The 14,984-nt window shown below is 68.2% G+C and carries 17 protein-coding genes; all 17 read left to right on the top strand.

All coding sequences use genetic code 11. The features are described 5' to 3' along the window. A partial coding sequence (locus GF068_RS38960; protein ID WP_206079649.1) for a phage portal protein family protein occupies window positions 1-1,371 on the top strand: 1,371 nt, incomplete at its 5' end. A 177-nt stretch (window positions 1,372-1,548) separates the two neighbouring features. Continuing rightward, complete coding sequence (locus GF068_RS38955) at window positions 1,549-2,544, top strand: phage protease (RefSeq protein WP_170319940.1); 996 nt, start codon at window positions 1,549-1,551, stop codon at window positions 2,542-2,544. A 12-nt stretch (window positions 2,545-2,556) separates the two neighbouring features. Next, complete coding sequence (locus tag GF068_RS38950; protein ID WP_153824632.1) at window positions 2,557-2,970, top strand: hypothetical protein; 414 nt, start codon at window positions 2,557-2,559, stop codon at window positions 2,968-2,970. 18 nt (window positions 2,971-2,988) lie between these two features. Further along, the gene (locus GF068_RS38945) at window positions 2,989-3,936 is read left to right on the top strand and encodes a Mu-like prophage major head subunit gpT family protein (protein ID WP_153824631.1); all 948 of its coding nucleotides are present in this window, start codon (window positions 2,989-2,991) and stop codon (window positions 3,934-3,936) included. Between the two features lie 17 nt (window positions 3,937-3,953). Beyond that, the gene (locus tag GF068_RS38940) at window positions 3,954-4,262 is read left to right on the top strand and encodes a hypothetical protein (RefSeq protein ID WP_153824630.1); all 309 of its coding nucleotides are present in this window, start codon (window positions 3,954-3,956) and stop codon (window positions 4,260-4,262) included. Beyond that, on the top strand, window positions 4,259-4,684 hold the full coding sequence (locus GF068_RS38935) for a phage protein Gp36 family protein (RefSeq protein ID WP_153824629.1): 426 nt from the start codon (window positions 4,259-4,261) through the stop codon (window positions 4,682-4,684). The genes GF068_RS38940 and GF068_RS38935 overlap by 4 nt, the downstream gene beginning before the upstream one ends. Continuing rightward, entirely contained in the window at window positions 4,681-5,136 is a 456-nt protein-coding gene (locus GF068_RS38930; RefSeq protein ID WP_153824628.1) for a hypothetical protein, read from the top strand. Before GF068_RS38935 ends, GF068_RS38930 begins: the two co-directional genes overlap by 4 nt. 56 nt (window positions 5,137-5,192) lie before the next feature. Beyond that, window positions 5,193-5,642: a hypothetical protein gene (locus tag GF068_RS38925; RefSeq protein WP_153824627.1), complete on the top strand. Its 450-nt coding sequence runs from the start codon at window positions 5,193-5,195 to the stop codon at window positions 5,640-5,642. After that, on the top strand, window positions 5,642-7,690 hold the full coding sequence (locus GF068_RS38920) for a DUF2586 family protein (RefSeq protein WP_153824626.1): 2,049 nt from the start codon (window positions 5,642-5,644) through the stop codon (window positions 7,688-7,690). Before GF068_RS38925 ends, GF068_RS38920 begins: the two co-directional genes overlap by 1 nt. 13 nt (window positions 7,691-7,703) lie before the next feature. After that, on the top strand, window positions 7,704-8,150 hold the full coding sequence (locus GF068_RS38915; protein WP_153824625.1) for a hypothetical protein: 447 nt from the start codon (window positions 7,704-7,706) through the stop codon (window positions 8,148-8,150). A 5-nt stretch (window positions 8,151-8,155) separates the two neighbouring features. Beyond that, window positions 8,156-8,845 carry a hypothetical protein gene (locus tag GF068_RS38910; protein WP_153824624.1) on the top strand — a complete coding sequence of 230 codons (690 nt, stop codon included), beginning with the start codon at window positions 8,156-8,158 and terminating at the stop codon, window positions 8,843-8,845. 148 nt (window positions 8,846-8,993) lie between these two features. After that, the gene (locus tag GF068_RS38905; protein WP_153824623.1) at window positions 8,994-11,621 is read left to right on the top strand and encodes a tape measure protein; all 2,628 of its coding nucleotides are present in this window, start codon (window positions 8,994-8,996) and stop codon (window positions 11,619-11,621) included. Beyond that, window positions 11,621-12,208 (top strand): hypothetical protein, encoded by a 588-nt coding sequence (locus tag GF068_RS38900; RefSeq protein WP_153824622.1) that lies wholly within the window; start codon window positions 11,621-11,623, stop codon window positions 12,206-12,208. The genes GF068_RS38905 and GF068_RS38900 overlap by 1 nt, the downstream gene beginning before the upstream one ends. Beyond that, window positions 12,205-12,876 (top strand): hypothetical protein, encoded by a 672-nt coding sequence (locus tag GF068_RS38895; protein WP_153824621.1) that lies wholly within the window; start codon window positions 12,205-12,207, stop codon window positions 12,874-12,876. The genes GF068_RS38900 and GF068_RS38895 overlap by 4 nt, the downstream gene beginning before the upstream one ends. Further along, window positions 12,873-13,412 carry a hypothetical protein gene (locus GF068_RS38890; RefSeq protein WP_153824620.1) on the top strand — a complete coding sequence of 180 codons (540 nt, stop codon included), beginning with the start codon at window positions 12,873-12,875 and terminating at the stop codon, window positions 13,410-13,412. The genes GF068_RS38895 and GF068_RS38890 overlap by 4 nt, the downstream gene beginning before the upstream one ends. Before the next feature lie 4 nt (window positions 13,413-13,416). Then, the gene (locus GF068_RS38885) at window positions 13,417-13,824 is read left to right on the top strand and encodes a hypothetical protein (RefSeq protein ID WP_153824619.1); all 408 of its coding nucleotides are present in this window, start codon (window positions 13,417-13,419) and stop codon (window positions 13,822-13,824) included. Beyond that, window positions 13,824-14,969: a baseplate J/gp47 family protein gene (locus GF068_RS38880; RefSeq protein WP_153824618.1), complete on the top strand. Its 1,146-nt coding sequence runs from the start codon at window positions 13,824-13,826 to the stop codon at window positions 14,967-14,969. The genes GF068_RS38885 and GF068_RS38880 overlap by 1 nt, the downstream gene beginning before the upstream one ends. Window positions 14,970-14,984 lie beyond the last annotated feature (15 nt).

The raw sequence follows: 14,984 nt of genomic DNA, 5'->3' as shown, positions 1-14,984 counted from the left end.
GTACACCCGATGACTCGCGCTCCTCGCGTCCGCTACGCGCAACATGTCTTCGCGCCGCTCATGGGCTGGGATAACGATCGCGTGCGCCAAGCGCTCGAACGGCATGAAGCGGGAGACTTCCGCGAGTCGGCGGACCTCGCGGAAGCGCTTTTGACCGACGAGCGGCTCGATGGCGCTCTCCAGCAACGGATCGACGGGCTGCTCGCGCTGCCGCTCTCGTTCGAGGCCTCGACCGAGACGGCCAACACTGAGGCGGCGGAGCTCGCGCAACGGAAGGCGGCCGAGGTCTGGTGGCGTTTCTGTCCCGAGCCTGTCCTGCGTGACGTCCTGAAGTGGTTGATCATGCTCGGCGTCGCGGTCGTGCAACTGAATTGGACCGAGGAGCGGGGGCAATGGCTGCCGCTGCTCGAGGTCTGGCATCCGCGCGATCTGTGGTTCGAGGGGCACGAGGTTACCTACAAGGTCGGCACTCCGACCGAGCAGATCGCGATCGGCGCGGACCCGTACAAGTGGGCGATCTTCGCCTCGGGGAGCCAAACGCCTTGGATGAACGGCGCCGTCCGGCGGGTCGCGATGTACTACCTCGCGAAACAACAGATGTTCACGGATTGGGCCCATTATTCCGAGGTCTACGGGCATCCTACCCGGGTCGGGAAGTATCCCGCGGCCCTCGACGAGAGCGACGAGACGGCGCGGGAGCGCGATGCGTATCAGGACGCGCTCGTCAACGCGGGGAAATCGCCGGTGATCATGCTCCCGGTGGATATCGATAGCGAGGGGAAGGCGGCGGCGGGTTGGGAGTACGAGCTCGTCCAGGCGGACGGCGCGAGCGCGGTCGAGGTGTTCGAGCGCGGGATCCGGTACTGTGACAGCGCGGCGGCGATGGCGATCCTCCGGCAGACACTCACCATGGAACCTGCGCCGATCGGCTCGCATGCGCTGGGGAAGGTGCATAACGCGGTTCGTCACGAGGGGAAGCGGGCGGACACGGAAGGGCTCGCGACCACGGGGCATTTCGAGCTCCTCCGCCCGTGGGCGCTGTTCAACTTCGGGGACGAGCGGCTCGCGCCCTGGCCCAAGTGGGACACGAGGACGCCCGAGGAGCGGGAGGCGCAAGCCGAGGCCGAGGTGCTCGAGGCGCGGCGGCGGGCGGACGTGGCGAAAGCAGAGGCGGAGGCGAAACGAGCGACCGCGGACGCGAGCAAGGCGCAAGCGGCGGCGGAGGCCGAGACGATGAAGCTGCGCGCGGAGTCTCTCGGGACGCTCGCCGATGCGCTGACGAAGCTCGCGGCCGGGTCATGGGGCGAGCGGATCGACGTGGAGACGCTCTTCAAGGAGTTGGGGGTACCGCTGCGCCGTCCGGCGGAGTAGATGGGCAGGTGTTGAAAAATCGTTCTGACGAGCAAAAGGTGCTCGAAAGGAGATCATCGCGACCTGTTTAGACCCGAAGGGTGACAGCTACCTCGCTTTCGCCTCGTTGGGTGTATGGCTCGAAACGGTCGCGCAACACTCCGCCTCGTTGACCTCTCGGGGGATCCTCCCGGGGAAGTGCTTCTCTTCCGCGCGGGGGTAAACAAGTCGTACAAGGGCCTCCTCCTCTTCGACGAAGAAGCCGCGCGGCGCGTCCTCGCCGATTTCGAGGCGCACGGCGCCGAGCTCTTCTTTGATTTCGATCACGCTTCCCTCTTCGGCTTCTCGAAGGGCATGGGCGAGGCGGCGGCATGGTTCCGGCCCGAGGTACGCGAGGGCGCGCTCTGGGCCGTGGATGTCCGCTGGACCGAGGAGGCGGCCGAGAAGGTCCGCGCGCGAAAGTATCGCTACATCTCGCCCGCGGTCGATTACGAGCTCGATAGCAACCGGATCACGCGGCTGATCAACGTCGCGCTGACGAACCTGCCCGCTTCGCACGGGCTTCCGCCGCTGATGGCGGCTTCGCAGGGAGCAAAAGGCATGCTGGAAGGCGCGCTCGCGCATATCGCCTCGGCGCTCGGGCTCGATCCCGACGCGGCGAGCGAGGACGACGTGATCAAGGCATTTGACGATCACATGGCCGAGGAAGGCGGCGACGAGGGGGACGACGCGCTCAAGGATAGCGACGCGGCGGAGGCCCTCGCGCAGATCCGCACGCTCACCGGGAAGGCGACGGCGCGCGAGGCGCTCGCGGCGGCGGCCGAGGAGCTGCAAGCGGCGCGCGCGGCGGCAGTGGAAGACGAGATCGGCGCGCTCGTGGATCGAGGCGTCGCGGCGAAGCTGATCCCCGAGGCTGGGCGCGAGGCGTTCGTCAAGCTCGGCCGGAAGGATCTCGACGCCTTGCGGGAGCTCGTCGGGAGCACGGGCGAGGATCCCGAGCGCGAGAAGCCGAAAGGGGATCCCCCGCCGAAGGCCGATCCCCCGAAGAAACCCGCGGTGAAGCCCTCGCCTCCGGCGACGCGGTATCAGCAAGCGACGCTCGCGGCGCGCACGCGTCGGAATGGGGAGTTTGATCTCCAGGTGGCGAAAACGCTGCGGATCGATCCCGCTGCGATGGACGACGGCGACGATTGAAGGAGCTGGGGCATGGTCCGTGACGTCAAGCGATACGGGATCGGCGTCTGCGTCGAGAGGCTCGCGCCCGGCATGAAGGCCGGCGCGGTGATCGAGGAAGGCAATATCGTCTGCGTGGATGCCTCGGGCTACGCGCTCGAGGCGACCGAGGCGGCGGATCTCCGGCCGGTCGGGCGAGCCTGCGAGACCAAGGACAACAGCGCGGGCCAGGACGGCGCCGAGCGGATCAACTGCGAGCCGGGGACGTTCCTGCTCCAGAACTCGAGCGGGGCCGATGCGGTGACCATGGCCGATTTCCTGATGGACGTGTTCCTCGTGAATGGGGGGCGCGTCGCGAGGACGAGCGGCGGCGGGAAACGCTCGGTAGCGGGGAAGATGATGGGGCTCGACGGGGGCCGCGTCGCGGTTTCCATCGGTCCGCGATGACGCGAGGAAGGGCGTTCGATGATCATCACGCGTTCGAGCCTGCGGGCGATGTTCAAGGGCTTCCAAGTCCTCTTCAAAAGCGGGATGGGCATGGCGGAGCCGTGGGGCTCGAAGGTCGCCCGCACGCTCCCGAGCACGGGCGAGGAAGAGACTTACTCGTGGTTGACCGCGATCCCGGGCCTCCGGCATTGGGTGGGCCCGCGCGTGGTCGAAAACCTCCGCTCGCGGAGCTTCACGATCAAGAATAAGCCCTTCGAGAAAACTCTCGGGGTCGAGCGGGAGAAGATCGAAGACGACAAATACGGGATGTATGGCGATTATGCGAGCCTGCTCGGGCAGCAGGCCGCAAAGCATCCCGACGACTGCATCGCGCCGATCCTTCTGTACGGGGAGCAAGCGAGCTACCTCGATCCCCTCGTCGGGCCGGTGTCCCTCGTGGTCTACGATGGCCAGCCGGTCTTTTCCGAGGTGCATCCGGTCGATCAAGACGATCCCGATTCACCCGTCCAGGCGAATTATTACCCATCGGGGATGGCTCTCACGCCCGAGAATTACGAGATCGTCCGCGCGAACATGCGCTCGCTCGTCGACGTCAACGGGCGGCGGATCGGGATCAAGCCGGATACGCTGATCGTGAGCCCGCAGAAGGAGGGCGCGGCGAAGCGGATCGTGGAAGCCGAGACGATCGCCCGCGGCGGCGCGCAGGAGGACAACATCAATCAGTGGACGGCCGAGGTGCTCGTGATCGATGAGCTGAGCGATTCCCCCGGGGTCTGGTTCCTCGCCATGCTCAAGAATCAACTGATGCGGCCGATCATCTGGCAGGAACGGCAAAAGCCGCGGTTTCAGGCGCTCATGAACGGGAGCGAGTACGCGTTCGTCAATAATCAATACCTCGCGGGGGTCGACTGCCGGGGCAATGCCGCGCCGGCCGTCTGGCAGAGCATCGCGAAGTGTCGCCCGTAGGGCCGGAGGGAAGGACGATGATCATCGTAACGTGTGTTCCGCCTCCCGGATATGACGCCTATCGCTGCGGTTGGCGCGAGGAGGAGCGGGACGGGAAGAAGGTCCGGATCGGGCTCTGCTGGAAGGCCGGGGCAACCGAGCTCCCGGATGATGCGTTGACGCGCGAGCAAATCGAAATGCTGAAGCGTGATCCCGGGAAGCGGATCACGGTGCGGGAGCTGCCGGGCGTCGAGCAGGTGCGCGCGCCGAGGTCGAAGGAGCCGACCGAGGCGAAGGGCAAGGCGACGAAGGAGAGCGGCGAGGCGAAGGAGACGGGGGAGACGTGAGCACGTACGCCACGCTCGCGCAACTGTACGCGCTCGGCGTCAACAAGGAGGCGCTGGCTCGTGTACCCGTGGCGGATCAACTCGAGGGGCTCGAGGCGGCTTCGCGGAAGGTCGACACGTACCTCGCCGATCTCAACCCTCCGCTGGCGGTCTTCACGGGGGCGATCGTCGAAGCTACGGCGGCGCTCGCGGCCTATATGCTCATGTCCGCCTCGGGGTTCGATCCCGAGCACGATGATTCCAAGAATCTGCGGCAAAGGTACCTCGACCAAATCCACTGGCTCGAAGGGCTGGACGGCGGGAAGAAGCTGCCGGGCGTCATCGGGCAATCGGGCGCGAACGGCAAGCGGCTCGGGCCTCGGGTGCGCGCGGCGGAGCTGCGGGGCTGGGAACGCGGATGGCGAGGAGGGCGGCGGGCATGAAGCTGTCACGGGTCGCGGGGCGCGGGCTGGTCGAAATGGCCAAGGGGCTTCGAGGGCTCTCGAACGGCTCGCATCAAACCGAGGTGCAAAAGACCCTCGGCAAAGAGGCCGTCGAGCTCGTGCGGGATGGCATCGAGTCGGGCCGCTCGCCCGATGGGGACGCCTGGCCAAAGCGGGCGGCGGATGGCGCGCTCGCGCTACAGCCGCTCGCGGCGCACGTCGAGTATCGTCCGCTTCCGCCGAACCCCTTTGAATGCGCGGTCGAGGTGCGGGTGAATCACTGGACCGCGCATTTCGCGCAACGGGGGACGCTTCAGCATGGCGTCGTCCATAACCCCGAGCGGGCGCTCGTTCCCGATGGCCAACCCCCTCCGGGCTGGATTGCGCGCATCCGCGCGAGTGCGGGCGTCGCTTTCTCCGCGGCGGTGCGGCGCGCCGTCAAGGGGGAGTAATGGGCGGCTGGGACGAAACGAGCCTCGGGCGCTTCGCCAAGGAGCTCCATGCGAAAATGAACGTCGAGGGACTCGATCTGGCGATCGGAAAGGACGAGGGGCGCGGGCTCGCCTCGCCCGCGCGGCTGATCGTCTCGGTGCCGGAACATGAGGACCTCGAACCTCCGGCGCAGCAAGGCGGCGCGGGGAAACACGTCTGCGAGGACCGCGTGATCGAAGCGACGTTCACGATCTGGGGGAGCTCGCCCGTCGAGGCGGAAGGTGTCTACCTCCGCCTGTTGCAATCGGTGCGGGAGCTCGGGGTGAGCCGGCGTGCGCGCGGATATGGGCGCGTCCAGTGGATCGCGGGGGCCGGGCGCGCGGGTTCGGCAGGGGTCAAGGTGGTCGTTCCGATGTCGATCCGCCTCCCCGTGGTCGACGTCGATCTGCGGCATGCGCTGATCCTGAAAGCCTCGGTCGAGGGGGAGACGGCTGCGCCCGATGGCTCGAAACGTGAGGGGTTCTGATGCCGAGCGCTGAAATCACGTTCACGGAATTCGGGCCGGCGGGTGAACCGGCATCGGCTGCGCGGGTGGTCGCCAAGGTGGGCGTTTGCTCGGCGGGGTCGAAGAATACCGTTTATGCGTTCGATGTTCCCTCTCCGGTGGCGAAAGCGCTCGGCGAGGGGCCGCTCACGGAAGCCACGGCGCAGGCGGTGCGGGGCTCCAGGCAGCGCACGCTCGCGGTTCCCATCGAGGCGAGTATTCCGGGCGTCCTCGGGCCGCTCACGCAATCCGGGCCGGGGCCGGCGCTGCTTCTCTCGGGTGATCCGACCGATGCGGCGGCCGTGCGTGTGCGCATCACGAAGAGCGGGCCGCAAGGTGTCGGGCGGTTCCGCGTGTCGATTTCGGGGACGGCGGCGGGCGCGCAGGTGGTTCCGCGGTTCGGAACCGAGCTCGTGATTCCCTCGCGGAAGGCGGCCGAGGTGACGGGCACGCGGGATCTGTCGCGGCTCGGGTATGCAAAACCGGCCGTCGTCCGCGGGGACAAAGACCTCGGGGCCTCGGGCCTCTACGGGCCCGGGGGCTTGCTCGATGGGAAGAACATCGAGGCGAAGATCCACGGCGCCGAGGTGTCGTGTGTGCTCGAGGCGCCGAAGGACGGGGCCGCGCTGCTCGCGCAATTGGCGAACGCTTTTGGCTCGTGCGTGTTTTCGCTCGACGTGGGCGCGCGGCTCGTGTGGACCTCGAAGGCCATCGGGAAGGCGGCGACGATCGAGCTCCTCGGCGGCTCGGCGCTCGTCGTGCTCGGCCTGGTGGTCGGGTTGAAGCAAGGCGAGGCGGGGGACCTCGACGGGACAACGCTCGATTTGCAGGAAGACACGGGGGAGGCCCAAACCGTCGAATTCAAGGATCCGCCTGCCGATCCGGCGGCGGTCGTCGCGGTGCTCGGGAAGGCGAACAACGTGGCGGCGTCGCTCGTGGCTCCGGCGTCGAAGCTGCGGCTCGCGAGCAAGACGATCGGCGAGGGGTCGAGCCTCGCGATCCTCGGCGGGAGCGCGATCGAGTTGCTCGGCCTCCCAAAGGCGACGGCGAAGGGGCGCGAGGCGGACCATAAGATCCCGGGCGTCGGCGTGACGATCCAGTTTCCCGCGGCTGCGTTCGTCAAGGACACGGAATACGCGTTCGCCTGCAACGCGCCGGGGTTCTCGATCGAGGCCGTGATGGAGGCGATCAACAAGCTCGTCCACGTGAAGGCCGATTTCCGGCTCCTGCATGTCGTCGGCGAGCTCGCCGATGCTGCGGAAACGAGGGCGCTGGCGGAGGCCCTCGACACGAAGATCGCCGAGCTCGAAGCGCTCAAGCGGCCGATCGTCGCGATCCTCGGCGCGCCGCTCGGCGAGACGGACGAAGCGCTCGCGGAAGCCTTCGAGGGCTTCGTTTCGCGGCGCGTGTGCGTGTGCGCGCGGGGCGCGTGGCTCCGCGGTGGGACGCTGCAAGGGTCGTTCTTGCGGTCGCAATCGTGGGCGGCGGCGTACAAGGCGGCGGCGGTGCGGTTCTCGTCGGACCTCGGCAATCACGATGACGGGCCGTTGAAGGAGGTGGACGCGCTCCCGGTGGACGAGGGGCTCGCGACGGTGAAGCTCCGCGCGGCGCGCTTCACGGTCATGGATACGAGCGGGGGAAACGTGTACTTCGCTCGCGGTCTGACGATGGCGGACGAACGGAGCCGCTATCGGGATCTGAACGTGGCGCGCGTCATGATCGAGGCGTATCTCGCGGCGCAGCCGGTGCTCGATAACGAGATCAACAACGATCCGCCGCTGAACGAGGACGGGACGCTCGAAACGAATACCGCGGGGGCGATCGATCGAGCGGTAACGAATGCGCTGGCAAATGCGCTCATGCCCGACCACGCAAGCGCGGTCCGGGCGCGCGTCATCCGCACGGACAACATCTTTGAGACGAACCTCCTCCGGGCGCGGATGACCGTGGTCCCTCGGGGGCAAATCTACGGGGTCTCGGCCGAGCTCGGGCCGGGGCTCTTGACGGACAACGAGGAGGAGGGCGGCTGATATGGGCCATACGGTGACCACTCCGCGCGGGGAATTCGCTCATGATGATCTGACGATCACGGCGGTCCTCCACAACGGCAAGCGGCATACGTTCACCACGTGTTCGTCGATCACCTACGGAAATGGCCTGTCCTCGAGCACGGTCGGCGGGACGCAACCCGGACCGAAGGCGCACGGGGGCCGGAAGGCCGAGCCGAAATGCGAGATGGAGATTTCCCGGGGCGAGGAGGACGAGCTGCGCGGGAAGCAGGGGGACGGCTGGATTTATCGGACCGTGGATCTGCAAATCGTCTATTCGCTCCCGGGCCGGCCGGACATCATCGATCGCGTGGAGACGTGGCTGCCGCTGGGGGATGAAACGTCGTCGCAGGCGGGGGATCCCTCGATGACGAAGCTCGAAGGGAATTGCCTCAAGGTCGTAAAGAACGGGATCGATCCTTTCAAGAAACCGAGGAGCTGATCGAAATGCGAAAGCTGACGGATGAGGTGCGGGCGGAGCTGCGGCGAACCCATGGCGGGGAGCTGCGGCTGATCGAGGTCGAGGATCGCGAGGGCGCGGCCGTCGTGGTGAAGCCTCCGACGCGGAAGGCGTGGGCGGCGGCCTTCGATGGGCTCTCCAGGCCTGCCGGGCGCCCGGATGCGCTGCATAACCTGCTGATTGATTGCGTGGCCTGGCCCGATGCGGCAGAGCTCGCGAAGGTGCTCGAGGAAGTTCCGGCGATGTCTGAACTCGCCTGGCCCGTGCTGGCGGAGCTCGCCGGGGCGCCCGAGGACGAGCTGGAAACGATTCCGCTCGGGAAGCTCGGTTCCGACGACTGGATCACGCTCGCGGCGGCGGGCCTGGCGGAGGCGAAGTGCGCCGAGCTCGCGGCGGAGGCGCGCGGGCCCTCGCAACGCGTCGCGCTGCGGCTGCCGACGGGCTTGTGGTTGTTGAAGTGTCCGAGCTCCTCGCAATACACGGCGGCGCGACGGCTGACCGCACAAGGCAAGGTCTTCGAGGGGCTCTATCGGCTCTCCCTCAACGCGATCGAATGGCCGACGAGTGAAGCCGTGGCGGCCGTCTTCGAGCGTGCGCCGGGGCTCGCGAGTGCCGTCGGCGAGGTGGTGATGGATCTGGCCGGCGCGGGGGCAAAGCTTCGCGTGGGGGGGATCTAAGCCTGCTGCGACAGGCGCGAACGGATCCGGGCCTGGTCGCGGACGGGCTCCTCGAGCTGTGCGGCGTCGATGGCGACTCCGAACCGGCGCGCGCGGCGGCGCTCATGATTGCGGCGTTTCTCCAGTCGAACATCAAGTGGGCTGACTCATGACGGTCTCGGAAAAGCTCGTTCTGCGCGAAGATGTGGCGCGTCCCGCGGCGAAGGCGGCGGCGAGCGTGGAGCGGCTTGCGGGCGCGCTCGGCGAGCTCGGGGCCGTCGAGGTGGACGCGCAAGCGGCCGCAAAGATAGAGCGAACGGCGAAGGCCGCGGCGGCGGCGCAGGATCGCGCAACGGAGGCGGCGAAGCGGGCGGCGGCGGTTCGAGAGGGGGCGACAAAAACCGAGGCGAAGGCGCGCGAGGCAGCCGAACGCGTGGCGAATGCGACGCGGGAGGCCGAGGACAAGGCCGCGGCGACGGCGAAGAAAGCCGCGGCGCTGCGCGAGGAGGCAACGAAGGCCTCCGAAAAGGCGGAGGAAGCCGCGGCACGGGCGGCGCGGCTGCGGGAGACCGGGATCACGTCGGAGAAGGCAGACAGGGAAGCCGCGCGCGCGGCGGCCAAGGCGGCGCGCCTCCGGGCGAGCGCGGATCGGGCCGAGGAAGCGGCGCGAGAGGGCTCGGCGGCAGCGGCGCGGGCGCAGTCGTCCGCGGAGCGTCACGCGCAACGGCTCGGGGAGAAGGCCGCGAGGCAACGGATAGCGGCGGAGCGCGCGGAAGCGACGGCGAAGAAGCGCGCGGCTACCGCGGAGCGCGCGCAAAGCAACGCGAACAAGGCGAAAAGCAAGGCCGAGGAGGCCAGCGCGAAGCGCGTGGCCAAGGCCAAGAAAGACGCCGACAAGGCGGCAGCGCGGGAGGCCAAGAAGCTACCTCCGGGGATGAGCAAGACGGAGAAGCGCCTGCTGGATTCGATACACAAGTTCAATCCGGCGCAGGAACGGCGTGAGGCCATGCTGGAAAAGCAACTGCGCAAGATGCGGGAGGGGGCGCGCGTCGGCGTTGATGAGCCTTCCAAGGAGGGGGCCGGCGGCGGATGGGAGACGCTCAAGCAAGGCGCAAAGGCTGCGGCGCTCGCGGAAATCGCCTCGCGGGTCGCCTCGGCTGGGGCGCGCGCGGCGCTCGATTTGGGCTCGGCGGCTCTCGACGCGGCAGCATTTCGGGAGGATGCCACGCGGGCGCTCGGGGTCCTGTTGAAAAGCAAGAGCGCGGCGGACAATGCTCTGCGCATCGCCACGCAAACGGCTGATTTCATCGGGCAGGGGCGACGGGAAACGCTGGGTCAATTCGTGGATCTGCTCGGGAAGGGCTTCGATACCACGCAGGTCGATCGCATCGTCCGATCGATTGCGGACCTCGGCACGGTCAACCCAAGCGCGAACGTGGATGGCATCGTCCGCGCGATGGGGAAGATCAAGGCCCAGGGGTATCTGCAAGGGGACGAGCTCGCCATGCTCACCGAGGCCGGGCTCGCGGCGGACAAGGTGTATGGAAAGCTCGCCGAAAGACTCGGGAAGAGCCTCGAAGAAGTAAAACGGATGCAAGGTGCTGGAAAGCTCGGGGCGGCGGATACCATCGAGGCGATCCTCGCGGCGATCAACGAGCTCTCCGGCGGACGGGCGGCGGGGCTCGCGGCGCGTGCAAAGTCGCTCGAAGATATCACGGGGCTTCTCGGGCGGCTCCGCGCGATCCCCGGGAACCTGCTCATGGACCTCGACGTGACCCCGGGAATGCGGGCCTTCAAGTCGTTCGTGGGGGGCGTGCTTGATAGCCTCGATCCCTCGGGGCCGCGCTGGGGGAGGATCACGGGCGCGCTCGGGCGCGTGATCAACTCGGCGTTCGGTGGGCTCTTCAACGAGCAGGATCCCGGGAAGTTCATCGATCGCGTGGTCGCGAAGATGGAGCAAGCCGAGCCCATCATTTCGGCGGTCGTCTCGGGGTTCCGAACGGGGTTCGGCGGAGTCCTCGGCGTTTTCGAGAAGCTCGATTCACTCAGCGCGGGCCCGTTCGGCGAGCTGGCGAAGGTGCTCGGGATCGAGGATGTGCCGTGGATCGAGCTCGTGGCCAAGGGCGTGGGGCTCATCGCGGGCGTGGCCGGCGTGGCGCTCGGGGTGGTCGGGATTCTCGCGGGGAAGTGGGCCTCGTTCGTCGGCTCGATTTATGCGGGGGTCCTCGCGACGTACGGCGCGATCGTGACGTTCCTCGAATGGGTAGGGGATTCGTTCTCCGGCGAGGGCCTCGCCGAGGCTGGTGCTTCTGCGGGTACGGCGATCGTGGATGGCCTGGTCGGGAGCATTCGCGCCGGTGCGCTCGCGGTAGCCGCTGCGGTCAAGGCCATGGCCGGCGGGGCCATCTCCACGGCGAAGCGCACGCTCGGGATCGCGAGTCCCTCGCGCGTCTTCGAGGGGATCGGCTGGAACATGGCCGGCGGCGCCGAGGTGGGCATCACCGGCGGCGCGGGGCGCGTGGTCCGCGCGGCGGAAGCTATGGCGTTTGCGGCGACGCGGGCGGCAAACGACAACATCGTAACCCCCTCGAAGGCGGCTGGCGTCGGCGGCTCCGGGATCGCCTCGAGCTCGGGCGCGCGGGCCGGGCGCGGGGGCGTGTACAGCGGCGAGCGCGTGACGATCCATGTCGAGAAAATCGAAATCGTGATCCAGGGCAGCGCAACGGAGCGCGACGGGGAAGCCGTCGCCCGTGGGCTCTGGGCCGAGCTCCAACGTCTCGCCGAGGAGGCTGCCTGATGCCGATTCCCGCGCCGAGCGAAGACCCGGACGTCTGGGATACCGTGACCCTCGGGCCCGGCGATCTTCCGCCGAACCCTCGCGAGGGGACGGCAACGCTCAAGGTCCAGCCGAAAGCGAAGCTCGATACCAAGCGGAAGGGCGGCGCGTCGAAGCCGACCACGACAAATGCAGCGCGCGAGCTCGCCGAGGTCACGATCACGGTTCGTTTCACCGAGGCCCTATGGCCCGACATGGAGGCGGCGATCGAGCGGCTCCAACCGGGGAGCGGGCCGCACAAGATCGGGCATCCCAAATGCCGCCTCGCGAAGATCAACGCGGTTTCCATCGAGTCTTACGAGGGCCCGGATTGGGACGAGTTCCAGGTCGGGACAATCGTCTGGCATTGCAAGGAATGGGCGCCTCCGCCTCCGGCCGAGGTCGCTCCGAAGAAGCCGGACGCGGTAGAAACGCCGAGCACGGCCGTTCCATACGAAAACAAGCCGTGGCATGAGGTCAAGCCGGGGAGCACGGTTGCCCATAAGGGCATCGGGGCACTCTTCGCGACGGCGGCGGCGAAAGCCGTGGCGGGAGCGAACCGGCCGTGAGCCTCGTTCAGATCGGCGCGCTCGAAGTGATCTCGCTCCGGCTCTCGATGCCGCTCGCGGGGGCCTGGACCGCGGAGGTCGAGGTCGACACGGGCGAGCCTCTCGCGGGCTCGGTCGTGGTCGCTATGGGCGTGGAAGATGCTGCGCCGGTCGAGTTCTCGGGGACCGTCCTCGAAAGCCGCGCCTTCGAGGGGCGCGCGCGGGCCTTCATCGTTGGGGGGCGCGGCGGGCTACGGCGCGAGCTCCCCCCGCGGCAGTATCAACTGGCTCCGCCGCGCCTCGTCGTCTCGGCCATCCTTCGCGAGGCAGGCGAGGAAGCGGCCGAGCTCGAAGGGCTCGAAGGGCTGCCGCTGCTCGCGCGGTGGGTTCGGGCGCGCGCGCGGGCGGCGGAAGCGCTCAACGTGGTTTGTCGACGGGCGGGCGTCTCGTGGCGGGTTCGGCGGAACGGTACAATCCACGTCGGCGTGGAGACATGGCCCGCGTATCCCGGGCGGCCGTTCTGCGTCTCGGAAGACGGGGCGCATGCGCGGGCGGTGTACGCGCAAGAGGCGCCCGACATCGAGCCGGGGATGCTGCTCGAGGGGCGACGCGTTGGGCGCGTGGTTCACCACGTGAACGATGCCGGGGCCTTTCGGACCGAGGTCATCTTCGATGAGGGCGGGCCATGACTGCGACGCGTGAGAAGGAGATTTTGCGGCGAATCGTGGCGCAAGCGCTCCCGGTTCCGCTGCAATACCTGGCCGCGCATGATGCCACGGTCGTGGCACAAGGGACCGACGGGACGCTCGATCTGCGCCTCGATGCCGCGGACATGCCTGGTTTGTCGGGCGTCCCGATCTGGCTCGGTCTCCCGGGCGTGCGGGTCGAGGTGGCGAAGGGCGCCCGCGTGAAGGTCGGGTTCTCCGAAGGGGATCCGGCCAAGCCCTTCGCGGGGTTATGGGAGACGGATGCGGCCATGATCCGGATCGTCCTCGGCGGCGGAACGAAGGCCGTTGCACGGGTCGACGATTCCACGGATTCGGGGACGCTCGTCCTTCGCACGGTCACGGAGCCGGCGTCTCTCTGCACGGTCGAATGGAAGCCGCCCGGCTCGACGGTCGCGATCGTCCTCGGGACTCTCGGCGTCCAGGTCTCCGGGCCCTCGGTGGTCGAGATCCCGATCCGGGGCATCATTACAAGCGGGCTCGCCTCGCTGCTGGGATAGGCGGATGGCGCTCGACTATGGCGACGATCTAAGCACATTCGGTCCGGATGGATCGATCGATATCGATTTCGATTCGGTCGTCGAAGGACCGCGCGTCGTCCTCGAGGCCGTGGCGCGCCGATGGCTCATGAGCTCGGGCGCGCTCCCCTGGTCGCCCGCTGAAGGCGTCAACGTCCTCCGCATGATCAACGCGGATCCCTCGCCGACGGACCTCTATCGGCTCGGCGAGCTCCTCGAAGGCGAGGCGCTGCAGGAGCCGGGCGTCGTCGGGGCCTCGGTGCGCGCGGAGCTGCGGGGCGGCGTGCTCTTCATCGTGGGGCGCCTCGAGCTCGCCGAAGGGAGCTACCTCCTCACGGTCGAAACGGGCGAGGCGCGGCGCGTCCTCTTCCGCCCGCTCGGGGAGGCTGCCTGATGGGTGCTCCGTCGCTCGCGGCGCTGCTTCGCGCTCGCCGAAAGGATGTCATCTTCGAGGACCTCCTCGACAAGGCCCACGGTCTCGGGCTACGCGCGCGCGGCTGGGACTCGAAGCGGATCGGGCGCGTGCTCCTCGAAATCGAGGCGCAAACGGTCGAGGCGTGGGAGGCGGCGAGGATCGCAATCACGCGCGGCGGATACCTCGGCGACGACGAAAACGGGCCGTTCGGCGCGTGGCTCGACCTCGTCGCGCTCGGCTGGTTTCAAGAGCTGCGGCGCGAGGCTATCCCGACCGAGGGGCGGATGGTCCTCACGGAATTCGCCGACGACTCGCTGCACGTCATCCAACCGGGCGAGCTCGCGGCGGTCTTCGGGCCCGAGCTCGCCGAACCTCTCCGGTACGTGAACGTTGACGGCGGGACGCTGCCAAAGGGCGGAAGCCTGACGCTCACCTTTCGGGCCGAGGCGCCCGGCGCGCGGTACAACGTTCCTCCGTCGACCATTTCGTTTCTGAATACGCCGCTCCAAGGGGTCCGCATCTCGAATCCCGCCGATCCCGCGACGGGGACATGGATCACGCGGGCCGGCGCGGACGAAGAGAGCGATCCGAGCCTCCGCGCGAAGTGCCGGGACAAGTGGGGCTCCCTCGGCGCAGGTGGAAACCTCGCGGCCGTCCGCTATCGCATCCGCAAGGCGGCCGAGCTCTTCGGGCTCTCCGTCTCGCGGTTCCGGGTTCGTGACGATAACCCGAACGGGCCCGGGAGCGTGGACGTCTACCTCGCCAATCCGGCCGGGCCGGCGTCGGCGGCCGAGGTGAAGGCCGTTCGCAGCTACCTCGCGGGCCTGAAGGCCGTGGGGACGGGGCCGCTGCGGTGTTTCGCGGCAACGCTGCTCGAGGTGCCGATCGTCGCGGGACTGCGAAACCCGACGAATCCGCACGCGGTGGCGGAAGCGATCGGGCGGCTCGTCGCCCTGCAATCGGATTACCCTCTCGGCGAGGTCCTCTACCGCGCGCGGCTCATCGAAGAGCTCGTCGACGTCGCCAGCGGGACGGTGGATGTCCGGCTCGTGTCGCCTGCGCGGGACGTGCTTCCGAAGGCGACGGACGCGATCGTCTTCGTCCCTCAACTCACCTTGCTTTGATCGAACCGAGGACGC

The organism is Polyangium spumosum, from assembly GCF_009649845.1.
Classification (GTDB): Bacteria; Myxococcota_A; Polyangia; order Polyangiales; family Polyangiaceae; genus Polyangium; species Polyangium spumosum.
The sequence above is the reverse complement of the archived record's forward strand: the minus strand, read 5'-3'. Positions and strand labels throughout refer to the sequence as shown.

What these genes read in the sequence shown, in the direction of transcription:
- GF068_RS38950 (WP_153824632.1), top strand. Translation starts at nt 2,557, where the DNA reads ATGGTCCGTGACGTCAAGCGATACGGGATCGGCGTCTGCGTCGAGAGG.
- GF068_RS38945 (WP_153824631.1), top strand. Translation starts at nt 2,989, where the DNA reads ATGATCATCACGCGTTCGAGCCTGCGGGCGATGTTCAAGGGCTTCCAA.
- GF068_RS38940 (WP_153824630.1), top strand. Translation starts at nt 3,954, where the DNA reads ATGATCATCGTAACGTGTGTTCCGCCTCCCGGATATGACGCCTATCGC.
- GF068_RS38930 (WP_153824628.1), top strand. Translation starts at nt 4,681, where the DNA reads ATGAAGCTGTCACGGGTCGCGGGGCGCGGGCTGGTCGAAATGGCCAAG.
- GF068_RS38925 (WP_153824627.1), top strand. Translation starts at nt 5,193, where the DNA reads ATGAACGTCGAGGGACTCGATCTGGCGATCGGAAAGGACGAGGGGCGC.
- GF068_RS38920 (WP_153824626.1), top strand. Translation starts at nt 5,642, where the DNA reads ATGCCGAGCGCTGAAATCACGTTCACGGAATTCGGGCCGGCGGGTGAA.
- GF068_RS38910 (WP_153824624.1), top strand. Translation starts at nt 8,156, where the DNA reads ATGCGAAAGCTGACGGATGAGGTGCGGGCGGAGCTGCGGCGAACCCAT.
- GF068_RS38905 (WP_153824623.1), top strand. Translation starts at nt 8,994, where the DNA reads ATGACGGTCTCGGAAAAGCTCGTTCTGCGCGAAGATGTGGCGCGTCCC.
- GF068_RS38900 (WP_153824622.1), top strand. Translation starts at nt 11,621, where the DNA reads ATGCCGATTCCCGCGCCGAGCGAAGACCCGGACGTCTGGGATACCGTG.
- GF068_RS38890 (WP_153824620.1), top strand. Translation starts at nt 12,873, where the DNA reads ATGACTGCGACGCGTGAGAAGGAGATTTTGCGGCGAATCGTGGCGCAA.
- GF068_RS38885 (WP_153824619.1), top strand. Translation starts at nt 13,417, where the DNA reads ATGGCGCTCGACTATGGCGACGATCTAAGCACATTCGGTCCGGATGGA.
- GF068_RS38880 (WP_153824618.1), top strand. Translation starts at nt 13,824, where the DNA reads ATGGGTGCTCCGTCGCTCGCGGCGCTGCTTCGCGCTCGCCGAAAGGAT.